Source organism: Teichococcus coralli (genome assembly GCF_009829925.1).
GTDB lineage: Bacteria > Pseudomonadota > Alphaproteobacteria > Acetobacterales > Acetobacteraceae > Pseudoroseomonas > Pseudoroseomonas coralli.
The window spans coordinates 67956-81622 of record NZ_SNVJ01000019.1; the positions used below are offsets into that span (position 1 = coordinate 67956).

Below are 13667 nucleotides of genomic sequence, written 5' to 3' on the forward strand. Positions count from 1 at the left end.
CGATCAACCGTTCCTTCGCAGGTGCCGCATCCCCTCCCCGCCCGCCGGCCGGCGGGTCCGGGCATCCCGCGGGAGGCTGAGCGAAGCGGCACCTTCAGCATCCGAAGGGCAGCAGGGCCGGTCAGGCGAGCGCCCTGTCCAGCAACCGGATCGAGTGCATCGCGTCACGCCTCGCCAGGTCCTGGATCTGATGACGGCAGGAGGTGCCGTCCGCGACGATGATCGCCTCCGGCGCCGTCCGGCGGATATGCGGCAGCAAGGAAAGCTCGGCCATGGCCACGGAGACGGGCAGGTTCTTCGCCTCGTAGCCGAAGGCACCGGCCATGCCGCAGCAGGAGGAAGTGATGGGCGTCACCGTCAGCCCGGGGATCGCCTTCAGCATGGCCACGGCCGGCGTGAAGGCGTTGAAGGCCTTCTGGTGGCAGTGGCCATGGATATGCGCCTCGCCCGCGAGCGGCTTCAGCCGCAGCGGCGGCTTCGCCTTCGCCAGCCACTCCGACACCAGCAGCGCCCGCGCGGCGAGCCGCTCCGTCGCCTCGCCCGGCAGCAGGGCGAGGAACTCGTCCCGCAGCGTCATCAGCGAGGAAGGCTCCAGGCCCAGCACCGGGCTCTCCCAGGCAGCCAGCGCCGCCAGCGTGCGGCGTGCTTCGGCGCGGGCCTCCTCCACCATGCCGGCAGCGAGCCAGGTGCGGCCGTCGTCGAGCGGGTGCCCGCCGCGCGGTGGACGCGCCACGGCGGGGTCGGCGCCGGCGGCGCGCAGCACGCGGATGGCGGCGCGCAGGTTCTCCGGCTCGAAATAGCGGTTGAACAGGTCCGGCAGCAGGATGACCTCGTTCGCGCGGCCGTCCGGCGCGCGCAGCTCGGCGTCCCGGAAGGCGTCGCGCCGGAAGCGCGGCAGGCTGCGCTGCGCGGCCAGCCCGAGCGCGCGCTCGCTGGCGGCGGCCAGGCCGGGGACGATGTCGCGCAGGTTCGCCAGCGGCGCCACGCGCGACGCCCAGGGCGCCCAACGCGGCAAGGTGGCGATCAGGCGGTCCTTGCGCGACACGCCGCGCGCGCGGTTGCGGGCATGGGCGGCCTCGATCTTCATCCTGGCCATGTCCACGCCGGTCGGGCATTCGCGCTTGCAGCCCTTGCAGGCGACGCAGAGCGAGAGCGTCTGCGCCACCTCGTCCGAGGCGAGGCCGCCCTCGATCTGCCCGGTCAGCGCGAGGCGCAGCGTGTTGGCCCGGCCGCGCGTCAGGTGCCGCTCGTCGCGCGTGGCGCGGTAGCTCGGGCACATGGTGCCGGCGTCGAACTTCCGGCAGGTGCCGTTGTTGTTGCACATCTCGACCGCGCCGAGCAGGCCGCCCTGCGGCCCCGGCCAGGCCGACCAGTCCAGCGCCGGCGCGACGCGGTCGTCCGCCGCATAGCCCTCGTGGTAGCGCAGCAGGGAGCGGTCATCCATGCGCGGCGGATGCACGACGCGGTTCGGGTTCAGCAGGCCGTGCGGCAGGGTCTCCGTCGCGGGGTCGAAGGTCTCCTTCACCTGCTCGAAGGCGCGCACGATCCGCTCCCCGAACATCTCCGCGTGGAACTCGGAGCGGACGATGCCGTCGCCATGCTCGCCGGAATGGCTGCCCTTGTACTCCCGCACGAGCGCGAAGCATTCCTCGGCGATGGCGCGCATCTTCGCGACGTCCTCGCCGGACTTCATGTTCAGCACCGGGCGCACATGCAGGCAGCCCACCGAGGCATGGGCGTACCAGGTGCCCTTGGTGCCGTGCCGCTCGAAGACCGCGTTCAGGCGCTCGGTGTAGTCGGCGAGGTCGTCGAGCGCGACGGCGGTGTCCTCGATGAAGGAGACGGGCTTGCCGTCGCCCTTCATGCTCATCATGATGTTCAGCCCGGCCTCGCGCACCTCCGCGACCTGCGCCTGGAAGCCGGCATCGGTGACGCGCACCACCTGCCCGGGCAGGCCGAGGTCGCCCATCATCTCCTCCAGCCGGTCCAGTGCGGCCAGCAGCGGCGCGTCCTCATGCCCGTGGAACTCGACGATGAGCAGGCTGTCCGGCTCGCCGATCAGGATGCGCTCGATGGTGCTGCGGTAGATCGGGATGGAGCGGCCGAGCTCGATCATGGTGCGGTCCACCAGTTCCACCGCCTCGGGGTCGAGCGTGACCAGGTGCTTCGAGGCCTCCATGGCGCGGCGGAAGCTCGGGAACTGGCAGATGCCCAGCACCTTGCGCGGCTTGATCGGCCAGAGCCGGAGATCGAGCGCCGCCGAGAAGGCCAGCGTGCCCTCGCTGCCGACCAGCAGGCGCGCCAGGCTGGCGCGGCCCTCCGCGCGCGCCGCCGGGGTCAGCGCATCGAGGTTGTAGCCGCCGACGCGGCGGAGCTGGTGCGGGAAGCGGGCGGCGATCTCCGCCGCCTCGCGCGCGCCGATGGCGCGCAGCCGCGCGATCAGGTCGGCGACGGCGGGCGGCACGCCGGGGCCGAGATTGTCGGGCAGGTCGCCGAAGGTGAAGCGCGTGCCGTCCGCCAGGATGGCGTCGATGGCGCGCACGTTGTCGGCCATCAGCCCGTAGCGGATGGATTTGGAGCCGCAGGAGTTGTTGCCGGCCATGCCGCCGATGGTGCAGCGCGCCCAGGTGGAGGGATCGACCGGGTAGAACAGCCCTTTCCGCTTCAGCGCCTCGTTCAGCGCGCCCAGGGTGATGCCGGGCTCGACGCGGGCGGTGTCGCCTTCCACCGAAAGCACGCGGCGCAGGTGCTTGGTGCAGTCCAGCACCAGCGCGCGGTTCACGCTCTGCCCGCACTGGCTGGTGCCGCCGCCGCGCGGCAGCACCGGCACCCCCTCCTCCCGGCCGATCGCCATGGCGGCCAGCACGTCCTCGGCCGTGCGCGGCACCAGCACGCCGAGCGGCTCCATCTGGTAGATGCTGGCATCGGTCGCGTAGCGGCCACGGTCGCCGGCGGAGAAGAGCACCTCGCCGGCGGTCTCGCGGCGCAGGCGGTCCGCCAGGCGGCTCTCCCCTGCCCGCGCGCGGCCCGTGATGACGTTCATGCGGCTCTCCCCTCGCCCCCACGGCGGCCGTCCGGCGCCGCCCAGCCTTGCCCATCGGCCTGCATCATTGGCAGAGTGGCCCGCTGCCCGCCAGACAGGCCGGGCGAAGAGGAAACCCGTCCATGGCCTATTTCCAGTCCAAGCCGGCCGCCGGCCGCCATTTCCTGCAGATCCCGGGGCCGACCAACGTGCCGGACCGCGTGCTGCGGGCGATGGACAACCCCACCATGGACCATCGCGGGCCGGATTTCGGCCGCATGGGCAAGGCGCTGCTCGACAAGGTGCGGGCCGTCTTCAAGACCGAGGGCCCGGTGGTGATCTACCCGGCCTCGGGCACCGGCGCCTGGGAGGCGGCGCTGGCGAACACCCTCTCCCCCGGCGACCGCGTGCTGATGTGCGAGACCGGCTGGTTCGCCCATCTCTGGCACGAGATGGCGACGCGGCTGCAGCTCCAGCCCGACTACATCCGCACGGACTGGCGCCGCGGCGCCGACGTGGCCGCCATCGAGGCGAAGCTGCGCGAGGACAAGGGCCACGAGATCAAGGCCGTCTGCGTCGTGCACAATGAGACGAGCACCGGCTGCGCCAGCCGGATCGACGAGGTGCGCCGGGCGATGGACGCCGCCGGCCATCCCGCGCTGCTGCTGGTGGACACCATCTCGTCCCTCGGCAGCATCGACTACCGGCATGACGAGTGGGGCGTGGACGTCACCGTCGCGGGCAGCCAGAAGGGGCTGATGCTGCCCCCCGGCCTCAGCTTCAACGCGGTTTCCGAGAAGGCGCTGAAGGCCAGCGAGACGGCGCGGATGCCGCGCAGCTTCTGGGACTGGAAGCCGATGCTCGCCGCCAACGCCACGGGGTATTTCCCCTACACCCCGGCCACCAACCTGCTCTACGCGCTCGACACCGCGGTGGACATGCTGCTGGAGGAGGGGCTGGACAACGTCTTCGCCCGCCACGACCGCCATGCCGAGGCGACCCGCCGCGCCGTGCGCCACTGGGGCTTCGAGACGCAATGCGCCGATCCCCGGCATCATTCCTCCTCGCTGACGGCCGTGCGGCTGCCGGAGGGGCATAGCGCCAACGCCTTGCGCGCCACCATCCTGGAGAAGTTCAACATGAGCCTCGGCAACGGCCTGGGCCAGCTCAACGACCGGGTGTTCCGCATCGGCCATCTCGGCGATTTCGGCGACCTGCAGCTCGTCGGCACGCTGGGCGGCGTTGAGATGGGGCTGAAGGCGGCCGGCATTCCCTTCCAGCCGGGCGGGGTGCTGGCCGCGATGGATTATCTCAACGGGAACGCCTGAGGCGGCGGCGCCTGGTGCGTCGCCAGCCAGTCTTCCGAGCGCAAGCCCTCCACGCGCCGGAACTCCCCGAGATTGCCGGTGATGACCACCAGCCCCCGGCTGCGGGCATGCCCGGCGATCAGGATGTCGTAGGGGCCGATGAGGAGACCGCGGCGGCCGAGATCGGCGTAGATGTCGGCGGCATGCGCCGCCGCCTCGTCGTCGAAGGGCAGAACGGCGAGGCGACGGGCGAAACCCTCCACCTGCCGGCGGTTCTCGGCCGGCCGCGCCGAGCGGGCGGCGCCGTGGAGCAGCTCCGTCAGGGTGATGGTGGTGATGCAGAGCGTCTCGGCCTCCGCGTTGAAGCGTGACCGCAGGCCCTGCGGCCGGTCGCGCAGCAGCCGGATACAAAGGTTGGTATCCAGCATGTTGCGCAGCATCAGAAGGCCTCCCGCTCCTGATGCGCCGGCCGCGCCCGCTCGCCGAGATCGGCGCCGGGCGCTGCGAAGAAGTCGTCCCACAGGGCGTCCGCGGGCGCGATGATCACCCGCGCGCCGTCGCGGATGATGGCCACCTCGCGGACCCCCGGCGGAAAGGCGACATCCTTCGGCAGCCGCACGGCCTGGGTCCGGTTGCTCAGGAAGAGCGAGGTTCTGGTCATCGCGCCACCCCTTTGTATACTTCATCCGTATATACGCCGTGCCGGACCATGCTTCAAGGCGGCGGAGGCGGCGCCGCTGGTGCCACATCCTAGGAATATATTGACATACAGAGGCGATGCGGGTTAGCCCTCCGGCATCATCGCCCACCGCCCCCGTGGAAGGGGATTATCGGAGGCGAAACCCCGAACTCGCCGCCCCGGATATCTTCTCCTCCCCTTCCACGACGAGCGCCGGCCCGCTCTGGCTGCGTGATTGCGCTCTGCAGCCTTGCAGAGGCGGTGCTGGCAGCCCACCCGCGGCAAAATCGCACCTAAGGGTGCCGTCTGACCTCCCCTACCCGGGCGCTACCCTGCCGCGAGTCGGCCGGGTGGCCGATTCGGAGGGATTTTCGGAACCGTTAGCCCGAAAGCGGGCATGTCGGACGGAAGATGCAGATGCGCTTGCAAGCGCCGCCAGGCGTCGGATTCGCTGCCAGAAAGGGTTTTCGGAGGCGAAACCCCGAATCTTTCCTCCCCTTTCGGAGGTGAAACCCCGAACCTTGCCTCTCGCGATCCCGCCGGGCTTGTGCATGCTGACGGCAGGAACCTGCGAACACGGCCTTTCAGCGAGCGATGGCACGCCAACCGATCCCGCGGCAGGAGGCCCGGATGCCTCCCGAGGATGCCCCTGCCCTGCCGGCGCAGGGCAGGGCCGCCGCGGCCGCGCGCGCCCGCCGCAACCGCGCGCTGACGCCCGACCTGTTCGACAGCCCCTTGCGCGGCAAGGTGCGCGGGCAGCGCAGCGTCATGGCCTATCCGTTCTTCCATCTGGGCAAGACCGCCCCCTCGCGGGAGGTGCTGCGCTACGACGACGGGCAGGTGCGGATCGAGGTGGCGCCCGGCCCCGCCGGCATCGCCACCATCTACGACAAGGACCTGATCCTCTACATCGCCTCGCTGATGGCGGAGAAGCTGCGCCGCGGCGAGCTGCGGCCGGACGATCCCAAGCCCGACCGCGAGTTCACCTTCACCGCGCACGACTTCTTCCGCGTGGCAGGGCGGGACACCGCGGGCAAGGCCTATGACCGGCTGCTGCAGATGCTGCAGCGGCTGCAGGGCACCCAGGTCCGCACCAACATCGAGATGGCCGGCGAAGGCACCGACGGCGTCTTCTCCTGGATCGACGCCGTGAACACCCGCTACCGGCGCAACGCCCGGAAGGAGAAGGAGCTGGTCAGCGTTTCCGTCACGCTCTGCGCCTGGCTCTACCGCGGCATCCTCAGCGACACCCGGCTGCTCACCTTCGCCGATGAGTATTTCGACCTGGCCCCCCTGGAGCGCCGCCTCTACGAGATCGCCAAGTCGGAGGACGTGGACGAGGCGGGCTGGTCCATCGGAATCGAGGACCTGCACGCCCGCGTCGGAACGCGCGGCCTGCTGCGGCATTTCGGCCAGTTCCTGACCGAGCTGGAGCAGAGCCAGCGGCTGATCGAGTTCGACATCGGCCTGCACCGGGCACCCGCGGAGGCGCAGCGCCGCGGCCGGCCGGGCTACGAAGGCACGGTGGTGACCTTCACCGCGCGGGCACGCCCCCCCCTTCCCCGCCGCTCCCTGGTGGCAGGCGGCGGCGAGCCAGCACCGGAAGCGGAAGCGGAGGAGGCGCCCATCACCGGGGAACCCTGAACACGCAAAACCCCGCTCGGCAAAGCGGGGCTTGCTGAACATACCGAGTCGGCCGTGAAGGCCTAGGGAATGTCCTGGACAGTCATTCCTTTAGGTCCATGCCACGGGTCTGGTCAAGCGCGAAACGCGGTTTCGGCGCTGACGAGGACGTGTGCCCGCCTCGGTCCATCCCTTACCGAAGGAATTGGGCACCGTGGAAGCTCACGCATCTCCGCGTCGGGCGGGCTCTGGCCTGCGCAAGCTGACCGCCAACCATCTCGTCGCGGCGCGACTGGCCGAGCAGGCGCTCGGGCTCCCCCCCGGCGTCAAGCACCCCAACCAGCTGCTCGCGGCCATGCGCCGCGCCGCCCCCTATCTCGGCCATCGCCGCCTGCTGCCCCTGATGGAGGCGCTGTTCCGCTGGACCCAGCCGCAGGACTGGGCGCCAGGCGCGGAGCCCCTGGTGTGGCCGAGCAACGAGGAGCTGGCAACGGCGCTCGATTGCAGCGAGCGGCATGTCAGCCGCCTGATCGCCGCCGCCATCGAAGCGCGGCTGATCGCCGCCCGGGACGGCACCGACCGCAAGCGGCGCGGCTTCCGGCAGGAGGGGCGCATCGTCTGGGCCTGGGGGCTCAGCCTGCGCCCGATGGCGGCGCGCCATGCCGAGTTCGTGCGGGCGGCGGAGGAAGGCGAGCGCACCCGCCGGCGCTGTCGCGAGCTGCGCCGGCAAGCGGGCGTCGCGCGGCAGTTCCTGGCGCAGCTGGGTGCCCTGGCGCGGGAGCGCGGCCTGGCCGCCTCCCTGGTGGAGGAGCGCGCGGCGGAACGGCAGCATCGCGCCCATGCGCTCCGCCGGGTGGAGGATCCGGCACAGCTCGCGGTGATGGTGGAAGCGCTGCAGGCCGCCGCGGCCGAACTCAGGGAACGGCTGGAACAGGCGGTGAAAGACGCGGATATGTCAGGCTTGGCTGACCTGGGAGTCAGGCCCTTAATACCTACAAACAAACCCACGGAACCCGAAGGGTCTACGGTAGTGGCTCGGGAAGCGGCAGGGCTGCCGCCTGACCCCTCCCCCACCCCCGGCGGCATCGAGGCTGAAGGCGCGATGCGGGTCTCGCCGGCGGAGCTGGCGCGCCTGGCGCCGAAGCTGGAAACCTGCCTCGCCATCGGGCGGCCGGGCTGGGCCGAGGTCGCCGATGCCGCTTCGGTGCTGGCACAGCACCTCGGCATTCCGCGCCCGCTCTACGGGGAGGCCTGCCGCGTTTTGGGGCGGCCGGCCGCAGCCATCGCTATCGCCATCATCTCCACCAAACCGGCCGGACACTTCCACAGCAGCGGGCCAGGAGGCTACCTGCGCGGCATGCTGCGCCGGGCCGGCCAGGGCGAATTGTTCCTGGAGCGCAGCCTGCACGGCTTGCGGGAGGCCGCGGCGCAAGGCCGGTCACGGCAGTTGACGGCCGTCAACCCGGAAGGCTTCACCATGGCGGCTTCCAAGCGGGCGGCTGAGATGCGATATTGGCCGCAAAATGCTCCTGCAGCCGCATCTGCGAGTGGAATCCATGGATAGCTTGGCCGGAAGCCGCAAGGCGGTTCCCGAAATCGACACCATCATCAGCGCCCAGGCACAGGAGCTCTCGGAAAAGCTTCAGGCGCACCGGCTTGAGCTGTTCCCGCCCGCGGCGCAGAAGCCGCTGCGCTCCTTTCAGGCGGCGGAGGTGGCCAAGCTGCTTGGCGTCAAGAGCGGCTATCTGCGCAACCTGTCGCTGGAGGGGAAGGGGCCGGCCCCGAGCGTGACCAGCACGGGGCGCCGGTCCTACACCGCCGAGCAGATCCAGGAGCTGCGTGCCTACCTGGAGGAGAATGGCCGCGCCAGCCGGCGCTATGTGCCGCACCGCCGAGGACGCGAGCACATTCAGGTCGTCGCCGTCGTCAACTTCAAGGGCGGCAGCGGCAAGACCACCACGACGGCACATCTCGCCCAGCACCTGGCGCTGACCGGCCATCGCGTGCTGGCGGTGGACCTCGACCCGCAGGCCAGCCTTTCCGCCCTGCATGGCTTCCAGCCGGAGTTCGACCTCGGCCCGAACGAGACGCTCTACGCGGCATTGCGCTACGACGAGGAGGCTCGCCCGCTGCCGGAGCTGATCCGCCGCACCAACTTCCCCGGCCTCGACATCGTCCCCGCCAGCATCGAGCTGATGGAGTTCGAGTACGACACGCCCCGCGTGCTGGCCACGCATGAAGGCGGCGCCACGGGGCGGGACTTCTTCGCGCGCCTCGACGGCGCCCTGGCCGCCACGGCGGAGGACTACGACGTCGTCGTCATCGATTGCCCGCCGCAACTCGGCTACCTCACCATGGCGGCGCTTTGCTCGGCGACGGCGGTGCTGATCCCTGTGCATCCGCAGATGCTGGACGTGATGTCCATGTGCCAGTTCCTGCTGATGCTGGGCGATGTGCTCGGCCATCTGAAGGCGGCCGGCAGCAACCTGCGCTATGACTGGCTGCGCTACCTCGTCACCCGCTATGAGCCAAGCGACGGGCCGCAGACGCAGATGGTGGGCTTCATGCGCTCGCTCTTCGGCCCGCATGTGCTGACCCACCCGATGCTGAAAAGCGTGGCGATCTCGGACGCGGGAATCACCAAGCAGACGCTCTATGAGGTGGAACGGCGGCTCTTCACGCCGGCCACCTACGACCGCGCGATGGAGTGCCTGGACGCGGTGAACGGCGAGATCGAGCAGTTGATCCATGCGGCGTGGGGGAGGGGCTGATGGCACGGAAGAACCTGCTCACCGGGCTGACGGAGCCGAAGTTGACGGCCGTCAACTCGGAAGCTCCCCGTCCGCCCGCGAACCGGGGGCCGGGCCTACCCTTTGCGGGGCGTGGCGCGGTCGGCGCGGTCACGCGGAGCATCGACGACCTTGCGAACAAGGCGAATGCCGCGAAGGAGCTGGAAGCGCGTCTCATTGCCGGGCAGGTGATCGTCGAGCTGGACACCGCCAGCATCGACGCCTCCTTCATCGCCGACCGGATGGCGCAGGACGACGAGGCATACCACGCCCTGCGGGACAGCATCGCGCAGGGCGTGCAGGATTCGCCGATCCTCGTGCGTCCGCATCCCGGCATGCCCGGACGGTTCCAGGTCGCCTTCGGCCATCGCCGGCTGCGGGCGGCGGCGGAGCTGGGCAGGCCGGTGCGGGCCGTGGTCCGGCCGCTCTCCGACCGCGACCTCGTCCTGGCGCAGGGGCAGGAGAACAGCGCGCGGGCCAACCTCTCCTTCATCGAGCGGGCGCGCTTCGCCCACCGGCTGGAGGCGAACGGCTATGACCGCGAAACCATCATGCTGGCCCTCAGCGCCGACAAGACCACCGTCTCGCGCCTGATCACCGTCGTCGAGCGGATCCCGGCCAGCGTCGTCGAGGCGATCGGGCCGGCGCCGCGCACGGGGCGGGACCGCTGGGTGGAGCTGGCTGCCGCTTTCCAGAAGCAGCCGCTGCAGGAGTTGGACAAGCGGCTTGCCAGCGCGGCCTTCCAGGTCGGTGAGTCGGATGACCGCTTCGAGCAGGCGCTGGCCTGGTTCGAGGCGCCAAAGGCGGCACGGGGCGCCGCCGGGGAAGGGGAGGGCGCGCGCCGCGAGCGGGAGCCCCTGCGCGCCTGGACGCATTCCAGCGGCGCGCAGGTGATCAAGGTCGCCTCCAGCGGCCGCGCCACCACCCTGACCATCGACCGCCGCGCCGCTCCCGGCTTCGACGCCTTCCTGCTGGAGCAGATGGAGACGCTGTACTCGCGCTTTCTCGCCGGAAGCCGGAAAAAGAAGGCGCCCTGAGCGAGCCCTTCAGGCCGCGGCCAGTTCCCGCAGCACCTCGGCCGTGTGCGCCCCAAGGGCCGGCGCGGGGTGCAGCCAGTGGCCCAGGCCGGGCAGGGCGGCCATCGGCAGCTCGCCCAGGTCAGGCTGGTGCAGCACCGCGGCGGCGTCCACCGCCTGCACATGCGGGTCGGCCAGCCAATCGAGCGGCGTGTTGACCCGCGAGGCCAGCAGCCGGGCCTCCCCAAGCCGGGCCAGCCAGTCCTCCGCCGCCCGGGTGGCGAAGGCGGCCCGGATCAGCGGCAGCAGCGCCTCGCGGTGCTCCGAGCGGGTGGCGAAGCTGGCGAAGCGCGGGTCCTGCGGCAGTTCCGGCAAGCCCAGCACGCCGCAGAGCGCGACGAACTCGGCTTCCCGCACCAGCGCCACCATGACCCAGCGTCCGTCCGCGGCCTGATAGCTGCCGGCGGGAATGTTCAGCGCGGCCGGTGCGCGGCCAAGGAGGCCCGCTTCGGCGAGCGGCATGGCCAGCAGGCCGGCCATGCCCGCCATCAGCGAGACGTCCAGCACCCGGCGACGCGGGGCCGCCCCGCGGGCCCGGTCCATCCCCAGTTCGGCCAGCGCCGCCTGCACGGCCGCGAAGGCGGACAGTCCGGTCACCACATCGGCGACCAAGGCGCCGACCTTGTGCGGGGCGCCGTCCGCACCGGGGTTGAGCGCCACCAGCCCGGAGAAGCCCTGCGCCACGGAATCCGTGCAGGGCTGCGCGGCATAGGGCCCTTGCTGTCCGAAGCCGGAGATGGAGAGGCAGACGGCATGTTCCGGCGTGACCTCCGGACCGAGCCCGAGCCGCGCGGCGACGCCGGGGCGGAAGGCCTCGATCAGCACATCCGCCCGCGCCGCCAGGGCCTGCGCCGCCGCGCGGCCTTCGGCCTGCTTCAGGTCCAGCACGATGCTGCGCTTGCCCCGGTTGAAGGTGACATGCATCACCGATTGCCCGTTGGCGCGGGTGGAGAGGCCGCGCGACCAGTCGCCCTCCGGCGGCTCCAGCTTCACCACCTCGGCGCCCGCGGCGGCCAGCAGCATGCCGCAATAGGGGCCGGCGATCCCCTGGCTCACATCCAGTACCCGCAGCCCGCGATAGGGCCGCATTTCCTCCGACATTGCGTTTCCTCGTGTTCTATGCGTGCATCATTCGCGAAAAAGCACGAACAAGGAAGGAAGCATCCGATGGCCAGCCTCTCGCGCCGCAGCGCGCTTTCGCTCGCCGGCAGCCTCGGCCTTCTTGCCGCGGGCACCGCTCGCGCCGAGGCCTCCTGGCCAACCCGCACGCTGCGCATGGTCGTGCCCTATCCGCCGGGCGGCCCGACCGACATCCTCGGCCGCGTGGTGGCGCAGGGACTGCCCGCCGAGGGCCTGCCGAGCGTCGTGGTGGACAACCGCAGCGGCGCCTCGGGGGTGGTCGGCAGCGGCGAGGTGGCGCGCGCCGCGCCGGATGGCGGCACCATCCTGGTCAACGCCTCCATCCACGTCATCATCCCGCACCTGAACCGGCAGATGCCCTTCGACACCCTGGCCGACTTCGCCCCGGTGACCAACATCGCCCGCGTGCCGTTGATGCTGGTGGTGAACCCCAGCCTTCCCGTGCGCTCGGTGCCCGAGCTGGTCGCCTGGCTGAAGGCGCAGGGCGGCAAGGCGGCCTATGGCTCCTCCGGCATCGGCGCCGCGCCGCACCTGGCGGGCGAGCTGTTCAAGCAGCTCACCGGCACGCAGATGACGCATGTGCCCTATCGCGGCTCCGGCCCGGCGCTGCAGGATCTGCTGGCCGGCAACATCCAGCTGATGTTCGATTCCATGCCGAGCAGCGCCGGGGCGGTGCGCGAGGGGCAGCTGCGCGCCCTTGCCGTCACCACCGCCGGGCGCGTCGCCGCCTTCCCCGAACTGCCGACCGTGGCCGAGGCCGGCGTGCCGAATTACGAGATCGCCACCTGGTACGGCGTCTGGGCCCCGGCCAGGATGCCGGCGGAGCTGGTGACGCGGCTGCAGCGCGCCGTGGCGGGCGTGGTCGCCTCGCCGGAGGGCAAGGCGCGGCTGGAATCGCTCGGCGCCGAGCCGGTGGCCGACACGCCCGAGCACTTCGCCGACTTCGCCCGCGCCGAGTACGAGCGCTGGGGCGGGCTGGTGCGCGAGGCCGGGATCGAGCCAGGCTGATGCGCGCCCTGGTTTGCGAGGGCTGGCGCGACTTCGACGCGCTGGAGGTGAAGGAGGTCCCGCCGCCGCCGCTGCGCCCGCGTGGCGTACGGCTGCGGGTGGAGGCGGTGGGCGTTTCCTTCGCGGCGCAGCTTGTCGTCGCCGGCAAGTATCAGCGCCGGCCGCCGCTGCCCTTCGCGCCGGGCACCGAGGTGGTCGGCACCGTGCTGGAGGCGGCGCCCGACGCCGAGGCGCCGCCGCCCGGCACCCGCGTCTTCGCAGCACTCGACTGGGGCGGCATGGCGGAGCAGGCGGTGGCCGACGACATCCACGTCATGCCGCTGCCCTTGGGGTTGCCTGCGGGGCTTCCCGGGGGGCTTCCCGCCGAGGCCGCCGTGGCGCTGCCCATCAGCTACCCGACCGCCGCCGCCGCGCTGCTCTGGCGCGGCCGGCTGGAGCCCGGCCAGTGGGTTCTGGTGCAGGGGGCGGGGGGCGGCGTCGGGCTGGCGGCGCTGGAGGTGGCGCAGGCCGCCGGCGCCCGCGTCATCGCCCGCGCCGGGGCGGCCAAGCACGACCGCCTGCGGGCACGCGGCGCCGCGGCGGTGCTGGACAGCGCGGAGCCCTTCCGGGCCGCCGTGGCCGGCATCACCGGCGGCGCCGGGGTCGCCCTGGTGCTGGACACGCTGGGCGGCGAGGCCTTCGACGAGGGGCTGCGCTGCCTGGGGGAGGGGGGCACGCTGCTGACCCTCGGCTATGCCGCCGGCACCATCCCGAGCCTCCCGGCCAACCTGCTGCTGCTGAAGAACATCGGCGTGGCCGGGCTGAACTGGGGCACCTATCTCGGCTGGTCGCCGGGCGACAACCGCCGCGCCCATGCGCCGCGCGTGCGCGCCCTCTGGCAGCAGTTGCTGGACTGGTGGCAGGAGGGAAAGCTGCACCCGGAAGTGCATGCGGCGCTGCCGCTGGAGCGCTTCCGCGAGGCCATGGCGCTGGTGCGCGACCGGCAGGCCGTCGGGCGGGTGGTGCTGCGCCCCTGAAGCGGCC

At 71.7% G+C, this 13667-nt stretch carries 11 protein-coding genes; 7 read left to right on the top strand and 4 right to left on the bottom strand.

Going from position 1 to position 13667, the window contains the following annotated elements; all coding sequences use genetic code 11:
• Positions 1-121: 121 nt before the first annotated feature.
• The gene (locus tag E0493_RS18190) at positions 122-3043 is read right to left on the bottom strand and encodes an FAD-binding and (Fe-S)-binding domain-containing protein (RefSeq protein ID WP_160938676.1); all 2922 of its coding nucleotides are present in this window, start codon (positions 3041-3043) and stop codon (positions 122-124) included.
• A gap of 122 nt (positions 3044-3165) precedes the next feature.
• Between E0493_RS18190 and E0493_RS18195 the strand changes: the two genes are divergently transcribed.
• Positions 3166-4350, top strand: coding sequence for a pyridoxal-phosphate-dependent aminotransferase family protein (locus E0493_RS18195; protein ID WP_160938677.1), 1185 nt, complete (start codon positions 3166-3168; stop codon positions 4348-4350).
• Here the strand turns inward: E0493_RS18195 and vapC are convergent.
• Positions 4329-4769, bottom strand: a complete 441-nt coding sequence (gene vapC / locus E0493_RS18200; RefSeq protein ID WP_160938678.1) for a tRNA(fMet)-specific endonuclease VapC — start codon at positions 4767-4769, stop codon at positions 4329-4331. The genes E0493_RS18195 and vapC overlap by 22 nt on opposite strands.
• A complete protein-coding gene (gene vapB, locus E0493_RS18205; RefSeq protein ID WP_160938679.1) occupies positions 4769-4990 on the bottom strand; it encodes a type II toxin-antitoxin system VapB family antitoxin in 222 nt (73 codons plus the stop codon). The genes vapC and vapB overlap by 1 nt, the downstream gene beginning before the upstream one ends.
• Positions 4991-5638: 648 nt before the next feature.
• Here vapB and E0493_RS18210 point away from each other — a divergent pair.
• From E0493_RS18210 to repB, 4 genes are all read left to right on the top strand, one after another.
• Entirely contained in the window at positions 5639-6652 is a 1014-nt protein-coding gene (locus E0493_RS18210) for a replication initiator protein A (protein WP_160938680.1), read from the top strand.
• A 193-nt stretch (positions 6653-6845) separates the two neighbouring features.
• Positions 6846-8195: a plasmid replication protein RepC gene (gene repC / locus E0493_RS18215; RefSeq protein WP_160938681.1), complete on the top strand. Its 1350-nt coding sequence runs from the start codon at positions 6846-6848 to the stop codon at positions 8193-8195.
• Complete coding sequence (repA, locus tag E0493_RS18220; protein WP_160938682.1) at positions 8188-9402, top strand: plasmid partitioning protein RepA; 1215 nt, start codon at positions 8188-8190, stop codon at positions 9400-9402. The genes repC and repA overlap by 8 nt, the downstream gene beginning before the upstream one ends.
• Complete coding sequence (gene repB, locus E0493_RS18225) at positions 9402-10457, top strand: plasmid partitioning protein RepB (protein ID WP_202397207.1); 1056 nt, start codon at positions 9402-9404, stop codon at positions 10455-10457. Before repA ends, repB begins: the two co-directional genes overlap by 1 nt.
• 9 nt (positions 10458-10466) lie before the next feature.
• Here repB and E0493_RS18230 read toward each other — a convergent pair whose 3' ends face one another.
• Positions 10467-11597, bottom strand: coding sequence for a CaiB/BaiF CoA transferase family protein (locus E0493_RS18230; RefSeq protein WP_160938683.1), 1131 nt, complete (start codon positions 11595-11597; stop codon positions 10467-10469).
• Between the two features lie 66 nt (positions 11598-11663).
• Between E0493_RS18230 and E0493_RS18235 the strand changes: the two genes are divergently transcribed.
• Positions 11664-12644, top strand: a complete 981-nt coding sequence (locus E0493_RS18235; RefSeq protein ID WP_160938684.1) for a Bug family tripartite tricarboxylate transporter substrate binding protein — start codon at positions 11664-11666, stop codon at positions 12642-12644.
• The gene (locus E0493_RS18240) at positions 12644-13660 is read left to right on the top strand and encodes an NADPH:quinone oxidoreductase family protein (protein ID WP_160938685.1); all 1017 of its coding nucleotides are present in this window, start codon (positions 12644-12646) and stop codon (positions 13658-13660) included. The genes E0493_RS18235 and E0493_RS18240 overlap by 1 nt, the downstream gene beginning before the upstream one ends.
• Positions 13661-13667: the final 7 nt, after the last annotated feature.